This window comes from Glycomyces sp. NPDC048151, from assembly GCF_043202775.1.
In the GTDB taxonomy this organism is placed as follows: Bacteria; Actinomycetota; Actinomycetes; order Mycobacteriales; family Micromonosporaceae; genus Glycomyces.
Genome location: NZ_JBIDBB010000006.1, coordinates 108,427 through 133,864, shown reverse-complemented (window position 1 = coordinate 133,864; position 25,438 = coordinate 108,427). Strand labels below are relative to the sequence as shown.

At 71.0% G+C, this 25,438-nt stretch carries 20 protein-coding genes; 11 read left to right on the top strand and 9 right to left on the bottom strand.

Annotation, left to right across the window (positions count from 1 at the left end):
- Positions 1-25: 25 nt before the first annotated feature.
- The 8 genes from ACGGCP_RS15705 to ACGGCP_RS15670 all read right to left on the bottom strand — a co-directional run bounded on the left by ACGGCP_RS15705 (position 26) and on the right by ACGGCP_RS15670 (position 11,091).
- On the bottom strand, positions 26-1,123 hold the full coding sequence (locus tag ACGGCP_RS15705) for a Gfo/Idh/MocA family protein (protein WP_392966620.1): 1,098 nt from the start codon (positions 1,121-1,123) through the stop codon (positions 26-28).
- Entirely contained in the window at positions 1,102-1,803 is a 702-nt protein-coding gene (locus tag ACGGCP_RS15700; protein ID WP_392966618.1) for a ThuA domain-containing protein, read from the bottom strand. Before ACGGCP_RS15700 ends, ACGGCP_RS15705 begins: the two co-directional genes overlap by 22 nt.
- A 175-nt stretch (positions 1,804-1,978) precedes the next feature.
- Positions 1,979-4,555, bottom strand: coding sequence for a family 78 glycoside hydrolase catalytic domain (locus ACGGCP_RS15695; RefSeq protein WP_392966616.1), 2,577 nt, complete (start codon positions 4,553-4,555; stop codon positions 1,979-1,981).
- Positions 4,556-4,567: 12 nt separating this feature from the next.
- Complete coding sequence (locus tag ACGGCP_RS15690; protein ID WP_392966614.1) at positions 4,568-5,395, bottom strand: carbohydrate ABC transporter permease; 828 nt, start codon at positions 5,393-5,395, stop codon at positions 4,568-4,570.
- Positions 5,392-6,291, bottom strand: a complete 900-nt coding sequence (locus tag ACGGCP_RS15685) for a carbohydrate ABC transporter permease (protein ID WP_392966612.1) — start codon at positions 6,289-6,291, stop codon at positions 5,392-5,394. Before ACGGCP_RS15685 ends, ACGGCP_RS15690 begins: the two co-directional genes overlap by 4 nt.
- A gap of 55 nt (positions 6,292-6,346) precedes the next feature.
- Positions 6,347-7,660 (bottom strand): ABC transporter substrate-binding protein, encoded by a 1,314-nt coding sequence (locus tag ACGGCP_RS15680; protein ID WP_392966610.1) that lies wholly within the window; start codon positions 7,658-7,660, stop codon positions 6,347-6,349.
- Between the two features lie 93 nt (positions 7,661-7,753).
- Positions 7,754-8,821 (bottom strand): LacI family DNA-binding transcriptional regulator, encoded by a 1,068-nt coding sequence (locus ACGGCP_RS15675; protein ID WP_392966608.1) that lies wholly within the window; start codon positions 8,819-8,821, stop codon positions 7,754-7,756.
- A gap of 137 nt (positions 8,822-8,958) precedes the next feature.
- Positions 8,959-11,091, bottom strand: coding sequence for an alpha-galactosidase (locus ACGGCP_RS15670; RefSeq protein WP_392966606.1), 2,133 nt, complete (start codon positions 11,089-11,091; stop codon positions 8,959-8,961).
- 271 nt (positions 11,092-11,362) lie between these two features.
- On the opposite strand from ACGGCP_RS15670, the gene ACGGCP_RS15665 reads away from it, so the two are divergent.
- From ACGGCP_RS15665 to ACGGCP_RS15620, 10 genes are all read left to right on the top strand, one after another.
- On the top strand, positions 11,363-13,054 hold the full coding sequence (locus ACGGCP_RS15665) for an ABC transporter substrate-binding protein (protein ID WP_392966605.1): 1,692 nt from the start codon (positions 11,363-11,365) through the stop codon (positions 13,052-13,054).
- Positions 13,055-13,060: 6 nt separating this feature from the next.
- Positions 13,061-14,023, top strand: a complete 963-nt coding sequence (locus ACGGCP_RS15660; RefSeq protein ID WP_392966603.1) for an ABC transporter permease — start codon at positions 13,061-13,063, stop codon at positions 14,021-14,023.
- On the top strand, positions 14,020-15,018 hold the full coding sequence (locus ACGGCP_RS15655) for an ABC transporter permease (protein ID WP_392966601.1): 999 nt from the start codon (positions 14,020-14,022) through the stop codon (positions 15,016-15,018). Before ACGGCP_RS15660 ends, ACGGCP_RS15655 begins: the two co-directional genes overlap by 4 nt.
- On the top strand, positions 15,015-15,848 hold the full coding sequence (locus ACGGCP_RS15650) for an ABC transporter ATP-binding protein (RefSeq protein WP_392966599.1): 834 nt from the start codon (positions 15,015-15,017) through the stop codon (positions 15,846-15,848). The genes ACGGCP_RS15655 and ACGGCP_RS15650 overlap by 4 nt, the downstream gene beginning before the upstream one ends.
- Positions 15,845-16,705, top strand: a complete 861-nt coding sequence (locus ACGGCP_RS15645; protein ID WP_392966597.1) for an ATP-binding cassette domain-containing protein — start codon at positions 15,845-15,847, stop codon at positions 16,703-16,705. Before ACGGCP_RS15650 ends, ACGGCP_RS15645 begins: the two co-directional genes overlap by 4 nt.
- Positions 16,702-17,982, top strand: a complete 1,281-nt coding sequence (locus ACGGCP_RS15640) for an alpha/beta fold hydrolase (protein ID WP_392966595.1) — start codon at positions 16,702-16,704, stop codon at positions 17,980-17,982. The genes ACGGCP_RS15645 and ACGGCP_RS15640 overlap by 4 nt, the downstream gene beginning before the upstream one ends.
- Positions 17,979-19,409 carry an aminopeptidase P family protein gene (locus ACGGCP_RS15635; RefSeq protein WP_392966593.1) on the top strand — a complete coding sequence of 477 codons (1,431 nt, stop codon included), beginning with the start codon at positions 17,979-17,981 and terminating at the stop codon, positions 19,407-19,409. Before ACGGCP_RS15640 ends, ACGGCP_RS15635 begins: the two co-directional genes overlap by 4 nt.
- Positions 19,406-21,757, top strand: coding sequence for a glycoside hydrolase family 127 protein (locus tag ACGGCP_RS15630; RefSeq protein WP_392966591.1), 2,352 nt, complete (start codon positions 19,406-19,408; stop codon positions 21,755-21,757). Before ACGGCP_RS15635 ends, ACGGCP_RS15630 begins: the two co-directional genes overlap by 4 nt.
- Positions 21,754-22,419, top strand: coding sequence for a GntR family transcriptional regulator (locus ACGGCP_RS15625; RefSeq protein ID WP_392966589.1), 666 nt, complete (start codon positions 21,754-21,756; stop codon positions 22,417-22,419). The genes ACGGCP_RS15630 and ACGGCP_RS15625 overlap by 4 nt, the downstream gene beginning before the upstream one ends.
- A gap of 92 nt (positions 22,420-22,511) precedes the next feature.
- Positions 22,512-23,246 carry an SDR family oxidoreductase gene (locus tag ACGGCP_RS15620; protein ID WP_392966587.1) on the top strand — a complete coding sequence of 245 codons (735 nt, stop codon included), beginning with the start codon at positions 22,512-22,514 and terminating at the stop codon, positions 23,244-23,246.
- Between the two features lie 32 nt (positions 23,247-23,278).
- Here ACGGCP_RS15620 and ACGGCP_RS15615 read toward each other — a convergent pair whose 3' ends face one another.
- A complete protein-coding gene (locus ACGGCP_RS15615; protein WP_392966585.1) occupies positions 23,279-24,166 on the bottom strand; it encodes an RNA polymerase sigma-70 factor in 888 nt (295 codons plus the stop codon).
- A 145-nt stretch (positions 24,167-24,311) separates the two neighbouring features.
- Here ACGGCP_RS15615 and ACGGCP_RS15610 point away from each other — a divergent pair, with 145 nt between their 5' ends.
- Positions 24,312-25,397 (top strand): cellulose binding domain-containing protein, encoded by a 1,086-nt coding sequence (locus tag ACGGCP_RS15610; RefSeq protein WP_392966583.1) that lies wholly within the window; start codon positions 24,312-24,314, stop codon positions 25,395-25,397.
- Positions 25,398-25,438: the final 41 nt, after the last annotated feature.

Genomic DNA, 25,438 nt, shown 5'->3' with positions numbered 1-25,438 from the left:
TGTCAGATTGATCAGTTTCGATACTTTAGGCGGCGGTCCACTCCGCGTGGGCCGTCAGCGGCACCAGGTCCGGGCGCTCGATCTCCGTCCGGATGTCGAGCCGCCCACCGGTCTCGGCCGAGCGCAGCAGCGAGGTCATGACCTCCAGGACGTGCAGCGCCAGCGCCCCGTCCGCCCGAGGCGCCCGGCCCGCTTCCGCACGGGCCATGTCGATGAGGCCCGCTCCGCGTCCGGAGTCGACGTACCCGGCGCTGGCCGGGAGCACGTGGCGTTCAGTGCCGTGGCGCTCCAGCGTCACCTCGCCGGAGAAGTGGTTCGGGTCGGGCACGCCGACGGTGCCCTCGGTGCCGTGGACCTCGATGTTCGGCGCCTTGGTCGCGTGCCCGTCGAAGCTCATCACGAGGGTGCTCAGCGCGCCGCCCGCGTGGTGGAGGATCCCGGTGACGTGCGTGTCGATCGAGACCGGGACCCGTTCGCCCGCACGGGGTCCCGAGCCGATGACGCGCTCGTCGCGCGAGCGGCTGGACGCCCCGGTGACCGCGACGACCGGCCCGAGCAGGTGCACGAGCGCGGACACGTAGTACGGGCCCATGTCGAGCAGCGGCCCGCCGCCCTCGGTGTAGTAGAAGTCCGGGTTCGGGTGCCACACCTCGTGGCCCCGGGCGATCATCGTGGCCGTGGCGAACGTCGGCACCCCGATGTCGCCCTTGTCGATCGCGGCGCGCGCGGTCTGCGTCCCGGTGCCGAGCACCGTGTCCGGCGCGCAGCCGACCTTCACGCCCGCGGCGAGGCCCGCCTCGACCACGCGCTGCGCGTCCGCGAACGTCGCCGCGAGCGGCTTCTCGCCGTACACGTGCTTCCCGGCGGCGATCGCCTTGAGCGCGATGTCCGCGTGGGCCACGGGGATCGTGAGGTTGAGGACGGTGTCCACCTCGGGGTGCGCGACGAGCTCGTCCACGCTGAGCGCGGCCGCGCCGGTCGCCTCGGCGACCTCGGCGGCGCGGGCCTCGTTCAGGTCGGCGACGGCCGCGACGCGGATCGCAGGGCAGTCCGCGAAGGTGCCGAGGTACTGGCCGGAGATCGCTCCCAGGCCGATGATGCCTACGCCGTGCGGGTCGCCCACAGCATGCCCCTCTCGATGATGGTGCGGACGTTCGCGTCCTGGAGGACGTCGACGCTGTGGCCGGGGGTGGCCACGACGATGCGGCCCTCGCCCCACAGGCGCGTCCACACGGCCGGGGAGGTGATCGGCCGGTGCCACGGGTGGTACGGCTGCACCGGGTGCGTGGTCGTGGCGAGGACGTCGATGAGGTCGTCGTGCAGCACCCAGTACTGCTCGGTGTCGAGCTCGAAGTCGGCGATGCCCTCGGTGATCGGGTGCTTCCGGCCCAGGTCGGTCATCTCGACCGTGTACTTCAGGTAGTTGTCCTCCTGGCCGCCGCCGCACAGGCCCGGCTCCTTGGAGGGGTGCGTGGCGAACTGGCCGCCGATGAGCTGCAGGTAGTCCGAGGAGTTGCGGTAGGAGTCGGCGATGCCGCCGTGCCAGCCCACGAGCCCCGTGCCCGCCTCGACGGCCGCACGGAGCCCCTTGAACTGGTCGTGGGTGATGTCGGCCATCGTGACGCTCTGGACGATGAGGTCGGTCTCGGCGAGCGCCGCGGCGTCCGCGTACACCTCGCGGGTCTCCTCGATCCGCACCTCGAACCCCTGCTCCCGCAGGAAAGGCAGAAACAGTTCAGTCGCCTCGACCGGTGCGTGCCCCTCCCATCCGCCTCGGACGACCAGGGCTTTTCGCTCACTCATATGGTTCCTTCACCGGTGGTTGACACCGCTTGTCGAATCGCTTTCATGCCTCGACGATCGACCGTAGCCCATGGCGGGACCTACCGCAACGGCCTTCCCGGCCGCAGTTGGTTTACCGGGACATATAAAAAGTTTCGGGGGTCCCGGGCCGGTATGGGCCCCGGACCCCCGGGCCCTACTCCGTCGCCGGACGCGGGTCCGCGCACGTCCACTCGTGCTCGCCCGAACCGACCTCCTCAGGCTCGCGCCCCGGCAGCTCCACCCGCGCGGTCGTGTTGGGCGGCACCGTCACCCGCACCGACAGCGAACCCCCGCCCGCGTCCCAGCGCACCGTCGCCCGGCCGTACGGCGTCTCCAGCTCCGTCGCCGCCCACTCCAGCCCCGCCAGCGGCACCGGCGCGACCAGCAGCTTCCGGTACCCCGGCTCCAGCGGCGCCAGACCCGCCACCGTCCGGTGCATCCAGTCCGCGATCGCCCCGAACGCGTAGTGGTTGAACGACGTCATCTGCCCCGGGTTGATCGTGCCGTCCTCGAGCATCGAGTCCCAGCGCTCCCAGATCGTCGTCGCCCCCATCCGGACCGGGTACAGCCACGACGGCACCCCCGTCTGCAGCAGCAGCGCCCGCGCCGTCGCGGCGTGCCCCGTGCGCACCAGCGCGTCCTGGATCAGCGGCGTTCCCACGAACCCCGTCCCGATCCGGTGGTCCGCCTTCTCGACCAGCTTCGCGAGCCGGGCCCCGAGGCGTTCGAGCAGCTCCGCGTCCACCGCCAGCCCGAACACGATCGCCAGCGCGTACGCCGTCTGCGCGTCCGACACGATCCGCCCCGCCGGAGTCACGTACTCCCGCAGCCACGCCGCCCGCACCTCCTCGGCGTACGCCCCGTACCGCTTCGCGTCCTCGTCGAACCCGAGCAGCCGCGCCGCATCCGCCACCAGCTGCGAGGACCGGAACAGGTAGGCGCTGGCGACGATGTCGTGGTCGGTCTTGGCCTGGCCGGGCTCGTCCGGTGGGGCGTTCGGGTCGAGCCAGTCGCCGAATTGGAAGCCGCCCTCCCACAGCCGCCGCTCGCCCGCGAGCGCCGCGACCTGGTCGACCCAGGCCCGCATGCTCGGGTACTGGTGTTCGACCACCGCGCGGTCGGCGTACCGCTCGTAGAGGACGGAGGGCACGACCGTGGCGGCGTCGGCCCAGGCCGCGGCCGGGGTCTTCGCCCATTCGAGCACGTTCGGCACGATGAACGGGACCCCGTCGATCGCCTCCTGCTCCAGCGCGAGGTCCTCGAGCCACCCGGCGAGGAACCCGTTCGCGTCGTACAGGTACGACGCGGTGGGCGTGAAGACCTGGATGTCGCCGGTCCAGCCGAGGCGCTCGTCGCGCTGCGGGCAGTCGGTGGGGATCGACAGGAAGTTGCCCCGCATGCCCCAGACGACGTTCTCGTGCAGGCGGTTCAGCTGTGCGTGCGAGGAGTCGAACCAGCCGGTGCGGTCCATGTCGGAGTGCACGACGACGGCGGTGACGTCGGCCGGGTCGAACTCGCCCGGCCAGCCCTGGATCTCGGCGTACCGGAACCCGTGGAACGTGAACGCGGGCTCCCAGGTCTCGACCCCGTTGCCCGCCAAGGTGTACCGGTCGGTGGCCTTGGCGTACCGCAGCGGGCGCACGCCGAGCTCGCCGTGCTCGAGGACCTCGGCGTGGCGCAGCACGACCGTGTCGCCCTCGCGGCCCGAGACGCGGATGCGCAGGTGCCCCACGAGGTTCTGCCCGAAGTCGAGCACCGTACGGCCGCCGGGGGTGGTGATCACCTCGGCGACCGGCAGCTCCTCGGTGGCCCGCACGGGCGGCGTCGTGCGCGGGACGGGCACGATCGCCTTCGCGCTGTCCTGGCGCGCGTCGAGCCATGCCTTGTCGTCGAAGCCGGGTGTCGACCAGCCCGGCATGGCGCGCCGCGCGTCGTAGTCCTCGCCCGCGTAGATGCCGCTCGCGGTGACCGGCCCGTCGGCGGTCGCCCGCCAGCCGCCGTCGCCCGTGGCGATCGTCTCGGTCGTCCCGTCCTCGTATTCGAGCACGAGCTGCGCCGCGAAGCTCGGGTACTTCCCGTAGTACGGCCTGGCCTCGCCGTGGAAGCCGAAGCTCTCGGTGTACCAGCCGCCCGCCAACGTCGCTCCGATGGCGTTGGGGCCGTTGTTCAGCAGCGCGGTGACGTCGTTCGTCTCGTGCACGAGGCGGCTCTTGTACGCCGTCCACCCCGGCTTGAAGCGCTCCGCGTCGACCGGGACGCCGCCGATCTCGACCTGGAACAGGCCGCGCGCGGTGCTGTAGAGGGTCGCGGCCCGGAGTCCTTCGCGCACATGGAACTCGCGGCGCAGCAGGACCGGCTGGCCGATGTCGGCGGGCTCGGGCACGGTGAGGAACCTCGCCCGCCACTCGCCCTCGGCGAGGAACCCGGCGCGGACCTCCAGCGGCGCGCTCCACTCGGACGCCGCGCCGTCGGGGCCGTGGACCCGCACGCGCACCTCGCCGCGCTCGCGGGGGAGCAGCGACTCGAACGGCCAGGCGACGAGCACCGAGTCGGGGCCCTCGACGCGGGCGACGGCAACGGCCTCGCCGCGCCGCCACTCGATCTCGGCGCCGGTCTGCGTCCAGTTCGGCGCGGTCGTCTCGGTCTTCCACGACAGCCGGGGGCGGCCGGTGCCGGTGAACGGCGAGTCGGTGCGGTACTCAGATCGGACACTGTGGACTGATGGGTGCATTTCGGGTGGCTCCTAGCCTTTGACGGCGCCGGAGGTGAGCCCGGCGACGATCTGGCGGTTGAAGAAGGCGTACATGATCAATGGCGGGATGGTGATGAGCAGGATGTCCATGAACAGCAGGTTCCACTGCGTCGTGTACTGGCTGCGGAAGTTGTAGAGCGTGAGCTGCACGGTGGCGTGGTCGTCGCCGGGCAGGAAGTACAGCGGGTTCTGGAAGTCGTTGAACACCGCCACGGCCTGCACGATGACGACCGTGACGATCACCGACCTGAGCAGCGGCAGGATCACCTGGAAGAACAGGCGCACCGGCCCGGCCCCGTCGATCACCGCCGCCTCGTCGACCTCGCGCGGGATCGTGGCCACGAACGCCCGGAACAGCAGCACGCAGAACGAGAGCCCGTACGCCACTTCGATGAGCACGAGCCCCGGCAGGGTCCGGAACAGCCCGAGCCCCTGCAGCACCCAGATCGTCGGCACCACGGCGGGCGGGATGATGAGCCCGGCGAGGACGAGCGCGTTCGCCAGCGGCGTCCACCGGTTCGGGCGGCGCTGCATCACGTACCCGACCATGGCCGCGAGCACGACCATGAGGACGATGCTCGCCACGGTGAGGATGGTGCTGTTCACGAACGCGGCCAGGAGCATGTAGTCGCGGGCCTGCACGACAGCGAGGAAGTTCTCCCAGACCGCCCACTCGCTCGGCAGCGAGAACTCCCGCAGCGCCGCCTCTGCGCGCGTCTTCGAGGCGGTCAGGACGATGAACGCGAACGGGACGAGGAAGACCACGGCCGAGAGGGCGATGGCGATCAGGCCCGGGACGACGCCTCTGGTGCGCTTCACCGCTCGACCTCCTTGCGGCCCATGAGCCAGTAGAGCGGCACCATGACCGCGCTGACGAGCAGGAACAGCACCACGTTCCCGGCGCTGGAGAGCCCCCAGAACCCGGCCTGGTACTGCTTGAAGATCACCGACGCGACGACGTCGGAGGTGAACCCGGGGCCGCCCTGCGTCATCGTCCAGATGAGGTCGAAGGACCGGAGTCCGCCGATGAGCGACAGCACGATCACCGTCGAGGTCGCGGGCCACAGCAGCGGCAGGATCACGTACCGCAGGTTCTGGTACCCGCTCGCGCCGTCCACTTTGGCCGATTCGAACAGCTCCTGCGGGATCGCCACGATCCCCGCGATGTAGATGAGGGTCGCGAGCCCGACGCCCTTCCAGACGTCCACGAGCGCGACGGAGACCAGGGCGAGGTTCGGGTCGGTGAGCCAGCCCGGCCCGTCGACGCCGAGCAGCGCGAGGGACCGGTTGACGAGGCCGTCCGCGGGGTCCATGAGTACGGCGAACGTGACGCCGACGCCGACGGTGCTCACCAGGACCGGGAAGAACACGACCGACCTGAGGTAGCCGCGGGCGATGATCTGCGAGGTCAGGAACACCCCGAGCAGCAGCCCGAGCACCACTTTGAGCCCTGAGGTCAACGCGCCGTAGACGAGTGTGTTGACCAGGCCCTGGAACAGGTAGGGCTCGCGGAAGAACAGGGCGAAGTTCTCCAGGCCGATGAACTCGGCCCCGGCGAGGTTCCAGCGGGTGAACGCGAAGTAGAGCGAGGCGATCGTGGGGACGATGAACAGGACGCCGTACACGGCGGCCGCGGGCAGGTAGAACCACATCGGATAGTGGCGGCGGGGGTCGCGCCGGCGTTCGCGCCGCGCGCCCAGGGCGGTGGTCGTCATGGGGGAGCTCCTTCGAAGCGCCGCGCCCGGCATGGCCGGGCGCGGCCGAATGTCGTTACCAGCCTTCGAGACCCAGTTGCTGGGCCTGCTTCTTGACGTCCTCGTCGTAGAGGGCGGCGGCGTCGGCGGCCGTGCGGATGCCCGAGCCGACCTCCACGGTGATCTGCTCCAGCGCCGGGCCCTTGACCGGCGACAGGAACTCCAGGGCCGGGGCCGTCAGCTCCGCGTCGAAGTACGCCTGGAGCTGCGCGACGGCGGGCGGCACCTCCTCGGGCACGGTGCAGCCGTCGATGAAGTACGGGCCGATCACCGTGACCCCGGCGCTCTGCGCGACGCAGCCCTCGGTGCTGGCGACGAACGCGAGGAAGTCCTGCGCCGGGCCCGGGTCCTCGTTCGTCTGCGGCAGGTAGAGCGCGCCGGGCAGCCACGTGGTCACGCCCGCCTCTACGGGTGCGTCCCCGGGGAGCCCGAAGAAGCCGAGCCGCTCGACGCCCTCGGGGTCGACCGCCTCGATCTCGGTGAGCGCGTTGGTGAGGATCGGGTAGTGGGCGCCCTCGCCCGCGACGAGCGCCGCGAGGCCCTCGTTGTACGTCAGCGACGCGAAGTCGTCGTTGAGGTACCCGGCCTCGGCCACCTCCTGGAGGTGCTCGAACCCGGCCAGCGCCGCCGGGGTGTCGGCGAAGTGGGCCTCGTTCGCGGTGTACGCCTCGGCCCAGTCCGGTTCGGCCGCGAGCACGTTGTAGTTGTCCGCCAGGATGAACAGCTGCGAGGTCCACGCGGACTCGGTGCCGTAGGTCTGGATCACCGGCGCGGTCTGCCCCGCGTCGAGGATCAGTCGGTTGTTCGCCATGAACGCGTCCCAGGTGGTCGGCACCTCCAGGCCCAGCTCATCGTAGACGTCCAGGTTGTAGAGGACGCCGCCGCCGATCGCGTGGCCCACGGGCACGCCGTAGACGGCGTCGCCGGAGCTCACCCCGGTCTTGAAGGTGTCGGTCACGTTGTCCATGTAGGACTCGCCGCCGAGGTCGACGAGCATCTGGTCCGGGGTGAGCGCCTGGAGCAGCGACCCGGAGTTGTAGAAGAACAGGTCGGGCATGTCGCCGGTCTGGAGGCGGGTCTTGACGATGTTGTCGCCCTCGGTGCCGCCGGGGCGGATCTCGAGTTCGATCTCGACGTCGGGGTTGGCCTCGGTGTAGGCGTCGACGAGGGCCTGCATGAGGCTGCCGGTGGCCTCGGAGTTGTCGATGAGGATGTTCAGCGTGCCGTCGTCGTCGCCCCCGGTGGAGCAGGCGGCGAGGCCCGCGGCGAGCACTGCGGCCGCGGCGCCTGCGGCGGCGCGGGGGAGGAGGGGTCGATGGGTCGAGTGCATGGTCGTGACCTCCGTTGGTAACGCCCGATCGTCCCGGTTGGAACGATTCATTTCGTGAGGGATCGCGTATGCGGTTGTGCTCGTAGGAATTCCTCAGTGGTCGCCCAGTGCCGCGAGGCGCGTGGCGGTGCCGCGCGGGCGCGGCGGCCGGGTGCTGGAGCGGACGACGAGGTCGGGCCGGACCACCTCGTGCCGCGGTCGGGTGCGCCCGTTGATGCGTTCGAGCAGCAGCTCGACGGCGAGGCGGCCCATCAGCTCGCCGTCCTGGCGGACGGTGGTGAGCGAGATGCCGGGGTGGCCGGCGATCTCGATGCCGTCGTATCCGGCGACGGAGACCTCGTCGGCGGTGAGCCCGGCGTCGGCGACGGCGCGCAGGACGCCGAGCGCCGGTTCGTCGTGGCAGGCGAAGACCGCCGTCGGCCGCTCCGCGCCGGAGAGCAGGGCCAGGGCAGTGCGGTGCGCGTCGGCGGTGACGTCGGCGGCCCGGGCGACGCTGATGCGGTCGCCGAGCCCGGCCTCCTGCATCGCCTTCCGGTAGGCCTCCAGGCGGATCGCCTGCGGCACGCCGGAACCGGGCCTGGTGCGGTCCGACGGCCCGGTGAGGTGGGCGATGTCGCGGTGCCCGAGCCCGATGAGGTGCCGCATGACCTCGCGGGCCCCGGCCTCGTCGTCGCTCACCACGGTGTCGTACCCCTCGGCGCGGTCGTGGCGGCCGAGCATCACGACCGGCACCGTCGCCGCGAGCTCGCTCAGCCAGGCCGGTTCGACCAGCGGCGAGACCGCGATGACCCCGTCGACCTGGCGGTCGACGAGGGCCTGGATCGCCCGGTAGCCCTCGCTGTGCGCGGGGTCGGCCGGGGCGATGACGAGCTGGTACGGCGAGCCGGACAGGGCCGCCGTCGCGCCCGCGAGCAGCAGCGGGAAGAACGGGTTCGACAGCTCCGGTATCTCGATGCCGAGCGTGAACGTCTTGCCGCGCATGCCCCTCGCCGAGACGCTGGGCCGGTACCCGAGCTTCGCGATCGCCGCGTTCACGCGCTCGCGCATGGCCGGGCTGACCCCGTAGGCGTCGCGGATGACCTTGGAGACGGCCGCCCGCGAGACCCCGGCCTCGCGGGCCACGTCCTCGATGGTGACCGATCCGGCCTTCTGCGCCGCCATGCGAACCTCCCGGTTATAGCGATGGAGATCAATCTACACATGATGTAGAGCGATCTACAAGAGGGCGGTGCGAACAAAAAACGCGGGGCCGACCGCCCTGACGGTCGACCCCGCACGGATCGTGTTGCGCCGCTACATCATTCGGCGTTGAGGTGGATCATGACCGCCTGCACCGGCCACAGGCCCGGCAGCTGCAGGCCGACCTCGGTCAGGACGCGGCCGGGGACCGAGACCGGGTCCTTGCCCAGCCACGGCGGGGTCGTCCAGCCGAACCGGGCCGCGCCGATCTCGTCGCGCACGCGGAGCGTGTACCGCCGCTCGGGGTCGAGGCCGTCGAGCAGGAGCCGCTGCGGCAGCGCGTCCTCGAGCGACGCCACGGTGGCCACGGTGAACACCGCCTCGGAGCGGTCGGCCGCGACGACGCCGCGCACGCGCAGCGCCGGGTCCACCACGTCCGGGTGCACGACGCTGCCGGTGTGCAGCAGAGCGCGCAGCTCCTTGTACAGCGCGCCGAACGCCTTGATCTGCTCGGTCTCCTCCTCGTTGCAGGACAGGATGTCCCACTCGAAGCCGGCCGAGCCCTGCAGCGAGGTCGCGATCCGGTAGGCCAGCGCGGTGGCCCGTCCGGTGGAGTGCGCGGGCGAGGGGCCCACGTGCGCGCCGATCATCTCGGGCGGCAGCACGAGCTCGGTCCACCGCTGGATGTCCTGCCGCTCGACCGGGTCGTTCGAGTCCGAGGCCCACACGCGGTCGGTCCGCGCGAGGATGCCCAGGTCGGTGCGGGCGCCGCCCGACGAGCACGACTCGATCTCCAGGCCCGGGTGGTCGGCCTTGAGGCGGTCGATCAGCCGGTAGGCCGCGAGCGTCTGCGGATGCGTGCCCGGCATCCCCTCGTGCACCGCCTCGACGAGGTCCCGGTTGTGGTCCCACTTGATGAACGCGATCCCGAGCCGGTCGACGAGCGCGGACATCTGGCCGCGCACGTGCTCGAACGCTTCAGGGTTCGCCAGGTCGAGCACGTACTGCGTGCGGAACGAGATCCCCTCGGGCGAGGGCACGGACTCGGGGCTGGCGAGCAGCCAGTCCGGGTGCGCGCGTGCGAGGTCCGAGTCGATGTTGACCATCTCCGGCTCGAACCACAGGCCGAACTGCATCCCCAGGGACCTGACGAGGTCGGCGAGCGGTTCGAGGCCGTCGGGCCACACGGCCGGGTCGACCTCCCAGTCGCCGAGCCCGGCCCGGTCGTGGCGGCGGGCCAGGAACCAGCCGTCGTCGAGCACGAACCGCTCGACGCCGACCTCGGCCGCCTTGCGCGCCAAGGCCTCCACCCGGGCCGGGTCGTGGTCGAAGTACACGGCCTCCCAGGTGTTGAGCACGAGCGGGCGAGCGCTCTTCGGGTGCTGCGGGCGGGCGCGCATCCACGTGTGGAAGCGGTCGGCGACGCCGTCGAGCCCGGTCTGGGACCACGAGAAGTACGCGGTCGGCGCGGCGTAGGACTCGCCGGTCTCCAGGCGGATCTCGGTGGGGCGCAGCAGTTCGCCCGCGCCGATGAGGCTCACGTGGTCGGTGTGGCGGTCGGTGCGGTGGCGCACGTCGGCGCTCCAGCCCAGGTGCACGGCCCACACCTCGCCGGTGCGGTTGCGCGGGGTCCCGTTGGACGCCAAGGTGATCCACGGGGCGTCGTGGCCGCCGCGCCCGCGACGCGACTCGCGCACCGTGGACCCGCGCGGGATCGCGGTGGTCACCGGGGCCTTCTCGCGGGCCCAGCGGCCGGTGAAGGACGTGAGGTGGTCGGCGGTCTTCGGCACCGGCAGCGTCGCCTCCAGCCAGGCGACCTCGACGGTCCCCTCGCCGTCGTTGCGCAGCTCGTGGTCGACCAGGACGAGCCCGCCCGCGCCGATCGCGATGCGGGTCCGCAGCGTCAGGCCCGCGTCGGCGGCGACGGCGGTGACCTCCACGGCCGCTTCGCCGTCCTGTTCCACCGTCGCGTCCCAGCGCGGGTGGAGCGGGCGGCCGTCGCGGGTCGCGAGGAGCGCCGGGCGGCCCGACCAGCCCTCGGACTCCTGCGGCGCCAGCGAGAGCCGCCAGGCGGCGTCGAGCGTGCCGGGCGCGGTCTGGCGGCCGGTGGCGCGGTCGAGCCCGTCGAGGTCCCCGGGTTCGAGCGGGCCCAGGTCCGCGCCCCAGTGCAGTACGCAGGGAAGGCCCGCGTCGGCTTTGAGGACGAGGGCTACGCCGTCGCGGCGCAGGAGGGTCCAGGTTCCTTGGTTCACGTCGTTCCTTCAGATATGAGGACAGTGCTTGCGGCGCTTGGGATCTCGCCTACGGGTGCGCCGCCGTGCGTTTCGGCATGTCGAGGGGCACAGTACCGTACTTAACCCGGTTAATGAAATCGGAATCCGAGGCCGTTCCAATGATATGTGATATGTGATATGTTACTGCGAATCCCGAAGGCTGGGCCGGTCGTCAGAGGGTTCCAACGGCGCGCACCCCCATTCCGCTGACGCGGCCCAGCGGCGCGAACTAGCGATAGGAAATCCCCCCATGATCAGAAAAGCGACCCGCGCGGCGGCGGCGCTCGCAGCCGCGGCGCTGCTCCTCACCGCCTGTTCCGGCGGCGGCGACGAGGGCGGCGGGGGCGACGGCCCCGGCGGCACGCCCCAGACCGGCGGCACCGTCCACATGCTCCAGAACGCCGACTTCTCCTACCTCGACCCGGCCCGCGGCTGGGACGGCGGCGTCAACGCCTTCTACCGCCTCATCTACCGCGGCCTCACCATGCAGGCCGCGGGCGACGCCGAGGACCCGAACGCCGTCGTCCCCGACATGGCCGAAAGCCTCGGCACCGCTTCGGAAGACGGCCTCACCTGGACCTACACCCTCAAAGAGGGCCTGAAGTTCGACGACGGCACCCCCATCACCTCCGCCGAGCTGAAGTTCGGCATCTCCCGGGCCTGGGACCCCGAGATCGGCATCGGCTCGCCCTGGCTCAAGAACACCGTCGAGGCCCCCGAGGACTACAAGGGCCCCTACCAGTCCGGCGAGCACCCGGGCATCGAGACCCCGGACGAGCGGACCATCGTCTTCCACCTCAAGGCCCCGTTCCCCGAGTTCGACAACGTCGTGGCCCAGGTCAACGCCGTGCCGTTCCCGGTCGGCACCGGCGCGGGCGACGAGTTCATCAAGGACGTGATCGCCTCCGGCCCTTACACCCTCGACTCGTACACGCCCGGCAGCTCCATCAAGCTCGTGCGCAACGAGCACTGGGACGCCGCCACCGACGAGGTGCGCAAGGCCTACCCGGACGCGTGGGAGTTCGAGATCGGCCTCGAAGGCGCGACCATCGACGAGCGCCTGCTCGCCGGCCAGGGCACGGACGTGAACGCGATCTCCGGCAAGATCCAGCCCGCGACCCTCGCGCGCCTCCAGAGCCCCGACCTCCAGGACCGCGTCATCAGCGCCGAGGCCTACTGCGTCACCTACATGGGCATGGACAACTCCGAGGCCCCGTTCGACAAGCTCGAAGTGCGCCAGGCGATGAACTACGCGATCGACCGCACCTCGCTCCAGACCGCCTCGGGCGGCAACCAGCTCGCCCTGCCCGCCACCACGATCATCCCCAACGCGGTGAACGGTCACAAGGACTTCGACCTCTACCCGAGCGAAGGCAACAACGGCGACCCCGAGAAGGCCAAGGAGCTCCTCGAAGCCGCCGGCCTCGGCGACGGCTTCTCGTTCACGCTCGACATCCGCTCGAACCCGATCATGCAGGCGCAGGCCGAGTCCATCCAGCAGGCCCTCGCCAAGATCAACGTGGACGTGCAGCTCAACGTCATCGACGTCTCGACCTACTACGAGACGATCGGCACGCCCTCGCAGATGAGCGACGCCGCGATCACCGGCTGGTGCCCGGACTGGGCCTCCAGCTCCAGCACCATGGTGCCGCCGCTCGTGGACGGCCGCGTCATCACCGAGAAGGGCAACACCAACATCGGCATGTTCGACGACCCGACGATCAACGCCAGGATCGACGAGATCCGCGCGATGACCGACCTCGAGGCGGCCAACGTCGAGTGGGGCAACTTCGACGAGGAGGTCATGGCGCACGCGCCGATGGTCCCGCTGCTCCAGGAGCCCAGCGTGTTCCTGCCGGGCGAGAACATCGCCGGGTACATCCCGAACACGAGCATGACCGACCTGACGATCATCGGCCTGAGCGACCCGTCGCGAGGCTGATCCCCGATGTCCTTCGCTCCGACCGAGCTCGAAGCCGAAGGCGCGGCGGGCGGTGAAGCGCTGCACGGCAGCGCGACGCCGCCCGCCTCCGGGCGACGCGTCGCCCGCGCCTTCCTCCGCGACAAGGCGGCCGTCGCGTGCGCCGTCTACATCCTGCTCATCGTCCTCATGGCGGTCGCCGCGCCGCTGCTGGTCAAGATCAGCGGCTACGGCCCGCTCGAGTTCGACCAGGACGCCGTCGACCCGAACCTGGGCGGCATCCCGCTCGGGGCCGCGGGCGGCATGGGCGCCGACCACTGGTTCGGCGTCGAACCCGGGAACGGGCGCGACATCTTCGCCCGGATCGTCTACGGCGCCAGGGTCTCGATGCTCATCGCGATCTCGGCGACGCTCCTGACGACCTTCCTCGGCGTGGTCTTCGGGCTGATCGCCGGGTACTTCGGCGGCCGCGTCGACATGGTCGTCTCGCGCGTCATGGAGTTCCTCATGGCCTTCCCGGCGCTCATCTTCATGATCGCCGTCCTCTCGGCCCTGCCCGCCGAGAACCGCCAGTTCCTGCTGGTCCTGGTGATCTCGTTCTTCGGCTGGCCGTACCTGGCGCGCATCGTGCGCGGGCAGACCATGTCGCTCAAGGAGCGGGAGTTCGTGGAGGCCGCGAAGGCCTCGGGCGCGACCAGCGCGCAGATCATCTTCAAGGAGATCCTGCCGAACCTCGCCTCCACCATCATCGTCATGACGACGCTCGCCGTCCCCGGCTACGTCGGCACCGAGGCGGGGCTGTCGTTCCTCGGCGTCGGCGTCGTCCCGCCGACCCCGTCCTGGGGCCAGATGATCGCTAGCTCCGTGCCCTGGTACGCGGTCGACCCCGCGTACTTCCTCATCCCGGGGGCCTTCCTGTTCCTGCTCGTGCTCTCGTTCACCGTGCTCGGCGACCGCATCCGCAAACTCCTGGGGGAGGGGGCCGCATGATCCGCTTCGTCGCCAACCGGGTGCTCGGCATGGTCGTCGTGCTGTTCCTGGTGTGCCTGTTCACCTTCGTCATCTTCTTCGTCCTCTCGCCCGACCCGGCGGTGCAGATCTGCGGCAAGAACTGCACGCCCGAGGCGATCGACCAGATCCGCGCGAACCTCGGCATCGACCAGCCCTTCTGGACCCAGTTCTGGACGTTCCTCACCGGCCTGTTCGCGGGCCGCACGTACGGGACTGGGCCGAACGCGATCGACTGCGCCGCACCGTGCCTGGGCTACTCGTTCCAGTCGAGCCAGGCCGTGACGGACATGATCGTGCAGCGCCTGCCCGTCTCCGCCACCGTCGCCGTCGGGGCCGCGGTGCTCTGGCTCCTCGCGGGCGTCGCCGGAGGTCTGCTCAGCGCCGTCAAGGAAGGGAAGTTCGCCGACAAGTTCATCGCGGGCCTCACCCTCACCGGCATGTCCATCCCCAACTACGTGCTCGCGCTCTCGCTCCAGTTCCTGCTGGTGGTGACGCTCGGCTGGCTGCCGTTCCCGCAGGCCGTCGCGTTCACCGACGACCCGCTCCAGTGGTTCCAGAACTTCCTCATGCCCTGGATCGTGCTCGCCATCGGCATGGCGGCCGTCTACACCAGACTCACCCGCGCGAACGTGATCGAGACCCTGCAGGAGAACTACGTGCGCACCGCCCGCGCCAAGGGCCTCAGCCCCGGCCTGGTCTGGCGCAGGCACGCCCTGCGCCCGGCGCTCACGCCGATCGTCACCATCTTCGGCATGGACTTCGCGGGCCTCCTCGGCGGCGCCCTCATCACCGAGACCGTGTTCGGGCTCAACGGCATCGGCAAGATGGCCGCCGACTCGATCACCAAGAACGACCAGCCGGTCATCATGGGCGTCACGCTGCTCGCGGCCTTCCTGGTCGTCGTCGGCAACATGGTCGTCGACCTGCTCTACACCGCCATCGACCCGCGCGTGCGAGTAGGGAGCTCGGCATGACCACTTCGGACACCCTGCTGCGCGTGCGAGGCCTGACCGTCGGCTTCGGTGCCAACGACGTCGTCAAGGACCTCGGCTTCGACCTGCCGCGCGGCGGCGCGCTCGGCATCGTCGGCGAGTCCGGCTCCGGCAAGTCCATGACGAGCCTCGCCATCATGGGCCTGCTCCCCAAGGGCGCCAAGCGCACCGGCTCCATCGAGTTCGACGGCACCGAACTCACGATGCTGCCCGAACGCGCCATGCGCTCCTTCCGGGGCGACCGGATCGCGATGATCTTCCAGGACCCGCTGTCCTCCCTCAACCCGTACTACACCGTGGGGACCCAGATAGCCGAGGCCTACCGCTCGCACCGCTCCGGCGTGACCCGCCGCCAGGCCCGCGCCGTCGCCGTCGAGGCCATGGAACGCGTCCACATCAACGACGCCGCGAAGCGCGTCGACCACTACCCGCACCAGTTCTCCGGCGGCATGCGCCAGCGCGTCATGATCGCGATGACGCTCAGCATGGAACCCGAGCTCATCATCGCCGACGAGCCCACCACCGCCCTCGACGTCACCGTGCAGGCCCAGATCCTCGACCTCCTGGCCGAGATCCGCGCCGACACCGGGGCCGGGCTCATCCTCATCACCCACGACCTCGCCGTCGTCAGCGAGGTCACCGACCACATCGTCGTCATGCGCGACGGCGACCTCGTCGAACAGGGCTCGGCCGAGCGGATCTTCACCGACCCGCAGGCGCCCTACACGCGGATGCTCCTCGACGCGGTGCCGCGCATCGACGACGAGATCGGGCTGCTCCGCACCCTGTCGTCCACCGAGGAGGCCCGATGACCGGCGAAACCCTGCTGCGCGCGCGGAACCTCGTCAAGGAGTTCACCGTCTCCGGCGGCGGCCTCCTCGGCACCGCCGCGAAGTTCCGCGCCGTCGACGACGTCTCGCTCGAAGTGCGCAGAGGCGAGACCCTCGCGCTCGTCGGCGAGTCCGGCTCCGGCAAGTCCACCACCGCGCGCCTCATCGCGCGGCTCATCGACGCCACGAGCGGCAGCATCGAGTTCGACGGCCGCGAGGTCCACGCGCTCTCCGGGAAGTTCCTGCACGCCTTCCGCAGCGAAGTGCAGATGGTCTTCCAGGACCCGTACTCGTCGCTGAACCCGAAGCACACCGTGGAGCGGATCGTCACCGCGCCGCTCGCCTACCAGCGCCGCCCGATCCCCGGCGGCGCCCGCGCGTTCGCCGGGGCGCTCATGGAGCGCGTCGGCCTCAACCCCGACCACGCCGACCGCTTCCCGGCCCAGTTCTCGGGCGGGCAGGCCCAGCGCATCGGCATCGCCCGCGCGCTGGCCGTGTCCCCCAAGCTGATCATCGCCGACGAGGCGGTGTCGGCCCTCGACGTCTCGGTCCAGGCGCAGGTCATCAACCTGCTGCGCCGCCTCCAGGACGAGGAGGGCTTCAGCTACCTGTTCATCGCGCACGACCTCGCCGTCGTCCGCCAGATCGCGACGCGCGTCGCGGTCATGAACGGCGGCCGCATCGTCGAGTCCGGCGACCGCGACGCCGTGTTCGACGCGCCGCAGGACGCCTACACCCGCAAGCTCCTCGCGGCCGTGCCGCGCATCCGGCCAGAATGGGACGCCGCACGGAGGCGGAACGAACAGGCCCGCCGCGAACGAGAGGAAGCCGAACTGTGAACGAGTACCTGCTGCCGGGGATCCACGTCCGCGAACGGTACGTCCCGGTCCCGCTCGACTGGTGGGACCCGGACTCGGACGCGATCGAGGTCTTCGTGCGCGAGCTCGTCGACCCCGACAAGCGCGGCGACGACCTCCCGCTCCTCACGTACCTTCAAGGCGGCCCGGGCGGGGCGAACCCCCGCCCGCTCGAACCGGGCGGCTGGATCAAGGAAGCGCTGGAGCACTACCGGATCGTCCTGGTCGACCAGCGCGGCACCGGCCGCAGCACCCCGCTCGACGCCCAGATCCTCGCCGAGATGGACGCCGAGTCCGGAGCCGACCACCTGGCGCGCTTCAGGGCCGACTCGATCGTCCGCGACCTCGAGCACGTCCGCACAACCGTCTACAACGGACGGAAATGGGCGACGCTCGCGCAGAGCTACGGCGGCTGGCTCACCCTCGCCTACCTCTCGCACGCGCCCGAGGCCCTCGCCGCCGCCTACGTCTGCGGCGGCATCCCCGGCAACCCGATGAGCGCCGAGGAGGTCTACCGCCGCACCTTCGACCGCGTCGCCGCGAAGACCAATGAGTACTACCGCCGCTACCCGCACGACGCCGAGCAGGTCGCCAGGATCGCCGACCGCCTCGCCGCCGAGCCCGTCCTGCTCCCGGACGGCGACGTGCTCACCGTGCGCCGCTTCCAGTCCCTCGGCATCGACTTCGGCATGAAACCCGGCTTCGAGCGCATGCACTGGCTCGTCGAGGACGCCTTCATCAGAGGCGACCGCCTCTCCGAAGGCTTCCTCGCCGGGGTCCTCGCCCGCACCTCCTCCGCCGCCAACCCCCTCTTCTGGACCCTCCAGGAGTCCATCTACGGCGACGGCCCCAACGGCCCCACCGCCTGGGCGGCGCAGCGCGAACGCGACCGCCGCCCCGAATTCGACGAGACCGTCCGCCCGCTCCCGTTCACCGGCGAGATGGCCTTCCCCTGGATGTTCGAGGAGGTCCGCCTCCTCAAGGGCTTCGCGCCCGCCGTCCACGCCCTCGCCGCCCGCGAGCGGTGGAGCCCGATCCTCGACCCCGAACGCCTCGCCGCCAACACCGTCCCGGTCGCGGCGGCCGTCTACTTCGACGACATGTTCGTCGACTCCGGACTGCAACTCGACACCCTGCGCGGCCTCGGCAACGCCCAGGCCTGGGTCACCAACGAATACGAGCACGACGGCATCGGCGCCGAGCGGGTCTTCGCCCGCCTGCGCGAACTCGTGCGCGACCGAGGAGGAGAACAGCGATGACCGACCAGAGGCCGCCCCACGCGGGCACCCGCAGCCCCAGGATCGCCGAGATCAAGGCGTTCACCGACTTCATCGCCACCGGATGGGACGACACGCCCGTCCCCGCGAACCCGGTCGAAGGCGCCGCCGAGTCCGCCGCCGCACACCGCCAGCGCCTCAGCGAGCGCCTGCCCGAGGCCACCGTCGTCGTCCACTCCGGCACCGCCCCCACCCGCAACGACGACAACACCTACCTCTTCCGGCCCGACAGCGACTTTGTCTGGCTCACCGGCTGCCAGGCCGAGGACGCCGTCCTCGTCATGACCCCGCGCCCCGGCGGCCACGACGCCCGCCTCTACCTCCCGCCGCCCTTCCGCCCCGGCGAGGACGGGTTCTTCCGCGACATGAACCACGGCGAACTCTGGGTCGGCGCCTCACCCGGCCTCCAGGCCTGGGCCGAAGCCCTCCAGATCAACGTCGCACCGCTCACAACCCTCGACGACCTGGACCTGAAGGGCGCCTTCACGATCCAGACCGCCGACGCGGCCTTCGCCGCCGAGCACGGCCTCGAACCCTCCGCGCTCCTCGACCGCCACCTCTCCGTCCTCCGCATGGTCAAGGACGCGTGGGAGATCGGCCAGATGCGCCTCGCGATCGACGCCACCGTCGCGGGCTTCGCCGCCGTCGCCCGCGAGATCCCGCGCGCGATCGGCGAAGGCCTCGGCGAACGCTGGCTCCAGGGCACTTTCGACCGCCACGCCCGCACCCACGGCAACGGCGCGGGCTACACGTCCATCGTCGGCTCCGGCCCGCACGCGCCCGTCCTCCACTGGGTCCGCTGCGACGGCCCCGTCATCCCCGACGCCGCGCTCCTGCTCGACATGGGCGTCGAGGCCAAGAGCCTCTACACCGCCGACGTCACCCGCACCCTCCCCGCCGGCGGCACCTTCAGCCCTCAGCAGCGCGAAGTCCACGACCTCGTCGAGAAGGCCCACAGCGCCGGCATGGCCCAGATCCGCCCCGGCGTCGAATACCTCGACTTCCACTACGCCGCAATGGAAGTCATCGCCCAAGGCCTCCACGACTGGGGCCTCCTCCAAGTCTCCGTCGACGAGGCCCTCTCCCCGCAGGGCCAGCAGTTCCGCCGCTACCTCGCCTGCGGCATAGGCCACCACCTCGGCCTCGACGTCCACGACTGCGGCCACGCCGAATACGACGAGTACGCGGGCGCGCCCCTCGAACCCGGCGTCGTCATGACCGTCGAACCCGGCCTCTACTTCCACGCCAACGACCTCACCGTCCCGCCCGAACTGCGCGGCATCGGCGTCCGCCTCGAAGACGACCTCCTCGTCACCCCCGACGGCGCCGAAGTCCTCTCCGGGGCCCTCCCCATCGACGCCGCGGGCGTCGAAGCCTGGACCCAGGCCCGCCTGAAGGAAACCCCATGACCCCACCCGTCCTGCGGCCCTTCCCGCTCGGCGCGGTCCGCGTCGACGACGCGAGCGTCTTCGCCCGCGCCCGCGACGAGATGCTGCACCTCGCCCGCGTCTACCCCGTCGACCGCCTCCTCGCCGTCTTCCGCCGCAACGCCGGACTCGACACGCGCGGCGCCGAGCCCCCCGGCAACTGGGAGGACTTCGGCCACCCCGACGAGGAGGCCTGGGGCGAGCACGACTACCCCGGCCGCGAGCACGCCCCCACCGCGAACCTCCTGCGCGGCCACTACGCCGGGCACTTCCTCTCCATGCTCGCCCTCGCCGCCGCGGGCGAACGGGACCCCGTCCTCAAGGCCAAGGTCGACGGCTTCGTCATGGGCCTCGGCGAAGTCCAGGCCGCGCTGGCGGCCACGGGCCGCTACTCCCACCCGGGCTTCCTCGCCGCCTACGGCGAATGGCAGTTCTCCCGCCTGGAGGACTTCGCGCCCTACGGCGAGATCTGGGCACCCTACTACACCTGCCACAAGCTCATGGCCGGGCTGCTGGACGCCCACGAGCACACCGGCAACAAGCAGGCGCTCCCGATCGCCATCGCGATGGGCCACTGGGTCCACCAGCGCCTGGCGCGCCTCGATCCCGAACGCCGCCAGCGCATGTGGTCGCTGTACATCGCGGGGGAGTTCGGCGGCATGAACGAGACCATGGCCCGCCTCGCCGCCGCCGCGCGCGTGCCGTTGTTCCTGGAGACCGCCGCGTTCTTCGACCAGGAGAACGTCCTCGAAGCGGGCGCCTCGGGCACGGACATCCTCACGGACATGCACGCCAACCAGCACCTGCCCCAGCTCATCGGCTACATCGACGAGTACGAGCTCACCGGCGAGGCCCGCTACCTCCAAGCGGCGCAGGGCATCTGGTCCCAGGTCGTGCCCGGCCGCACGTACGCGCACGGCGGCACCGGCGAGAGCGAGCTGTGGGGCCCGCCCGGCACCGTCGCCGGGGACGTGGGCCACCGCAACGCCGAGACCTGCGCCGCCTACAACCTGCTGAAACTCGCGCGCAGGCTCTTCGCGCACACGCTCGATCCGGCCTACATGGACTATTACGAGCGGACGGTCCTCAACCACGTCCTCGGCTCGCGCCGCGCCGCCAGATCCGACACCAGTCCCGAAGTGACGTACATGTTCCCGGTCCACCCGGGCGCGTTCCGCGAGTACGGCAACGTCGGCACCTGCTGCGGCGGCACCGGCCTGGAGAACCACGTCAAGTACCAGGACACGGTCTACTTCCAGGGCCCGGACGGCCTCTACGTGAACCTCCCGGTCGACTCCGAACTGGACTGGGCCGAGGCCGGGCTCCGCGTCCGGCTGCGCTCGGGCTACCCGCTGGGCGAAGGCGTCACGCTGCTCTTCGAGGGCGCGGCCGCCGAGGCGCGCACCGTCCACCTCCGCGTCCCCGCCTGGGCCGCAGGCGGTCGCGAACTGCGCCTCAACGGCAAAGCCGTGGACGCGGACCTCGTCCCGGGCGAGTACACGAGCGTCACCCGGGCGTGGAAGACCGGCGACGTCCTCCACCTCACCACCCCGGCGCGGCTCCGCGCCGAACCGATGCGCGACGACGAGCGGCGGAGCGCGCTCTTCCTCGGCCCCACCCTCCTCCTCGCCCGCTCCGAGCTGACCACCTCGCTCCCGTTCGACGGCGCGTCACTCAGCGGCGCGGACGCGCCCGCACTCCTCGCCGAGCTCGCCTCGAACGGCACCGTCGTCCTCGACGGCGTCGCGTTCGAACCCTGCTGGTCGGGCCTGGACACGAAGTACCACATGTACGTCCGCAGCCCCGAGCCCGCGATCGCGTTCGACGCGCCCGTGGCGATCGAGGTCGTGGGCGAACCGGCCCCGTCCGGCTGGTACACGACCGCACCCGAGGTCCGCCTCCACGCGTCCGACGGCACGGCCGCGCTGGAACTGCGTGTCGGCGAAGGCGACTGGCGGCCCTACACGGCTCCCGTCACCATCGACACCGAAGGCGTGCAGTACATCGAGGCCCGGGCGACCGCACCCGACGGCACCACTGCGACCACGGGCCTCGAACTCAGCGTCGACACCGCCCCGCCGCGGTCCCGCGCCACGGTGAAGGAACTCGGGTCGAGCTGGGAGATCACCCTCCACGCCGACGACGCGGTCTCGGGCGTCGAACGGATCCAATGGGAAGGGCCGGGCACGTTCTGGGGCACCTTCCAGGAGGCGTTCGTGCGCGCGATCGGCCCCGAACCGCAGGTCGTCGAGTACGCCGCGACCGACCGCGCGGGCAACGAGGAACCGCGCCAGCGCCTGGTCATCCCCGGGAAGGACGGCCCGCGATGAGCGACCGCCGCCTCGAACCCGGCGAGAGCCTGCGCGTGCGCGTGGGCCGGATGCTCTCGCTCGCGATCATCTCCGGCGAGCTCGCGCCCGGCACACTGCTCACCGTCCCGCGCACGGCCGAGCGGTTCGCCGTCTCGGCCACCCCGGTCCGGGAGGCGATGCTCGACCTGGAGAAGCGCGGCTTCGTGGAGACGGTGCGCAACAAGGGGTTCCGGGTCACCGCCGTCAGCGACGAGCTCCTCCGGGACCTCGTCGAGATCCGCCTGCTCCTCGAACCGCCCGCGATGGCCCGCGTCGCCGAGGCCTTCCCGGCCGACCGCCTCGCGGACTTCCGCGCCCAGGCGGACGCGATCGTCGCCGGGGCCCGCACGGGCGACCTCCCCGCCTACCTCCTCGCCGATCAGCGCTTCCACCTCGAACTCACGGGGCTTCTCGGCAACGACGTCCTCGTCGAGACGATCGCGGACCTCCGCGAGCGCACCCGCCTCGTCGGCCTCGTCTCGATGGTTGAGTCGAGCCGCCTCCACACTTCCGCCGACGAGCACCACCGCCTCCTCGACCACCTCGCCGCGGGCGACGCCGACGCCGCCGAAGCCCTCATGCGCCAGCACATCCGCCACGCGATCGGCTGGTGGGCGGGCAAGGCCGAAGACCGGTCCTGAGAAAATCCGGTTCCCCTGTCACAAACCGAGCGGCCGCCTTGTCCTAGCTGGTACCGGGGCCCAGAAGGGTTCCGGCGAACAGGAGGACCATCATGAAGATCGCAGTCATCGGCGGTACCGGCCGGGTCGGTTCGCAGGTCGTGGACCTGCTGAACGAGCGCGGGCACGAAGCGGTGCCGCACTCGCCGTCCACCGGGCTCGACGTCCTGACCGGGGAGGGCATGGCGGAAGCGCTGGAAGGCGTCGACGTCGTGGTCAATCTGACGAACTCGCCGACCTTCGACGAGGCGTCGTTCGCGTTCTTCCAGAAGAGCATGGACAACATGATCGGGGCCGCCGACGCGGCCGGGGTCGGCCACGCGCTGATCCTCTCGATCGTGGGCGTCGACCTCGTGCCCGATCTCGACTACTACCGCGCGAAGACGCTCCAGGAGGACCTGCTCAAGGCCGGGCCGGTGCCTTACACGATCGTGCGCTCCACCCAGTTCTTCGAGTTCATGGACGCGACCATGTCCTGGACCTCGGACGACGCCGAGGTGCGGCTGCCCGCCACGCCGATGCAGCCGATCGCGGCGGCCGAGATCGCCGCGGCGGTGGCCGACGCCGCCGAGGCCGCCCCGCTCCAGGGCACGCGCGACGTGGCCGGGCCCGAGGTGTTCACGCTCGACGAGATCGGCCGGATCACCCTTGCGGCCCATGGCGACCCGCGCCCCGTCGTCGTCGACGACACGGCCGGGCTGTTCGCCGCGGTCAAGGGCGACGTCCTGGTGCCCAAGGGGGAGGCGCTCATCGCGAAGACCACCTACCGGGAGTGGCTGGCGCGCTAGCGGACCGGGCCCGCGCACCGCGCGGGCCCGTTTCAGTCCCGCCCCGGCAGCGCGGTCAGCTTCTCGGGGTTCACCATCCACATGACCTGGTCGATCCCCTCGTCGGAGGCGTTGACGGTGATGACGCCGTACAGGTCGCCGTCGCGGCGCATGACCGCGGCGGCCTGGCCGTTCACCTCGACGAGTTCGACTTCCACGGTCTCCCAGAACCAGGTCGCGATGGACGCGAGGAACCGCGCGACCCGCACCGGTCCGACCACCGGCCGCCGCGACACCTGGTGCGCGCCGTTGCCGTCGGACAGGCTCGCCACGTCGGCCGCGAACAGCCGCTCCAGCGCGCCCATGTCGCCGGTCCTCGCCGCGTCGAGGAACGCCGCGAGGAGCCTGCGCTGCTTCTCGGGCTTGACGGGCGCTCGCCGTCCTTCGGCCATGTGCTTGCGCGCCCGGCTCACCAGCTGCCGCACGGCGGGCTCGCTGGTCTGCAGGATCTCGGCGATCTGCGCGTACGGGTAGTCGAACGCCACCCGCAGCACGTACGCCGCGCGCTCGTTCGGTGTGAGCTTCTCCATGAGCAGCAGCGCCGCGAACTCCAGGGCCTCGCCGCGCTCGGCCCCCAGGTACGGGTCGGCCTCGGTGTCGACGGGCTCGGGCAGCCACGGCCCGATGTACGTCTCGCGCCGGGCCTTCGCCGACTTGAGCGCGTTGATGGCGAGCCGCGTCGTCGTGGTCGCGAGGAACGCGGCAGGGTGCTCGACCCGGGCGCGGTCGTACGCGTGCCAGCGCAGCCACACCTCCTGGACCAGGTCCTCGGCTTCGGCGGCGCTGCCGAGCATCCGGTAGGCGATGCCGAACAGGCGCGGCCGCACGCCCGTGAAGACCTCGGCGGCGTCGTCCAGGGCTTCTCCAGCACCAGTCGTCATGTCCCGCCCCTCCCGCTCGTCCGCCTCGGAGCGTACTCCGCGGACCGGACGGGAGCGCCTGCGAGCGCAGCGCATTCATATACTTGACTACGTTAATTAAATATCGCTACGCTCATCGGGAGCGCTCCCGAAAGGACGTTGCGATATGCGAAGCACTCGAAACAGGCGGCTGGCCCTCACCACCGCCGCGGTCGCGGCCCTCAGCGCGGGCGCGCTGACGATCGCGACCGCCAACCAGGCCCAAGCCGAAGACGGCTGCGAAGTCGAATACAAAGTGGTCAGCAGCTGGGGCAGCGGCTTCCAGGCCAATGTCTCCATCACCGCCGCCGAGCCCATCGACGGCTGGGAACTCACCTGGGACTTCCCGGCAGGCACCCAGGTCACGAGCGCCTGGAACGTCGACTGGTCCCAGTCCGGCGCCGACTTCACCGGCTCCGACGTCGGCTGGAACGCCGCCGTCCCCTCCGGCCAGACCCGCGAGGTCTTCGGCTTCATCGGCTCCGGCAGCACCGCCGCGCCCCAGGCGATTGCCGTCAACGGCGACCTGTGCGACGGCCAGTCCGAACCCACCGGCGGACCCACCAGCCCGACCCAGACCCCCACCGAGGAACCGCCCGGCGACACGGTGAAGATCATGCCCCTCGGCGACTCCATCACCGGCAGCCCCGGCTGCTGGCGCGGCAACCTCTGGGACCTCCTCGACCAGGCCGGGCACGAGGTCGACTTCGTCGGCTCGCTCTCCCAGGCCTGCAACCCGGCCGGCTCGGACCCCGACCACGAAGGGCACGGCGGCTTCCTCGTCACGCAGTCGGTCGACAACGGCAGCGTGCGCGGCTGGCTCGAGCAGAACACGCCCGACGTGCTCCTGCTGCACTTCGCCACCAACGACGTCTGGTCCTCGATCCCGCCCGCGACCATCCTCGCCGCGTACACGACCATCGTCGAGGACCTGCGCGAACTCAACCCCGACGCGGTCATCCTCGCGGCGCAGCTGATCCCGCTCGCACCGAGCAACTGCGCCGACTGCCCGCAGCGCACCGCCGATTTCAACGCCCAGATCCCGGCCTGGGCCGCGGGCCTGTCCACCGCGCAGTCCCCGATCGTCGTGGTCGACCAGCACACCGGCTGGGTCCCCTCTGTCGACACCTATGACGGCGTCCACCCCGACGAGGACGGTTACGTGAAACTCGCTGCGAACTGGTTCGAAGCGCTCGATCCCATCCTTTCCTGACCCAGACCGCCCCGACCCGGCCCGCCGGACGCCCCGCAGGC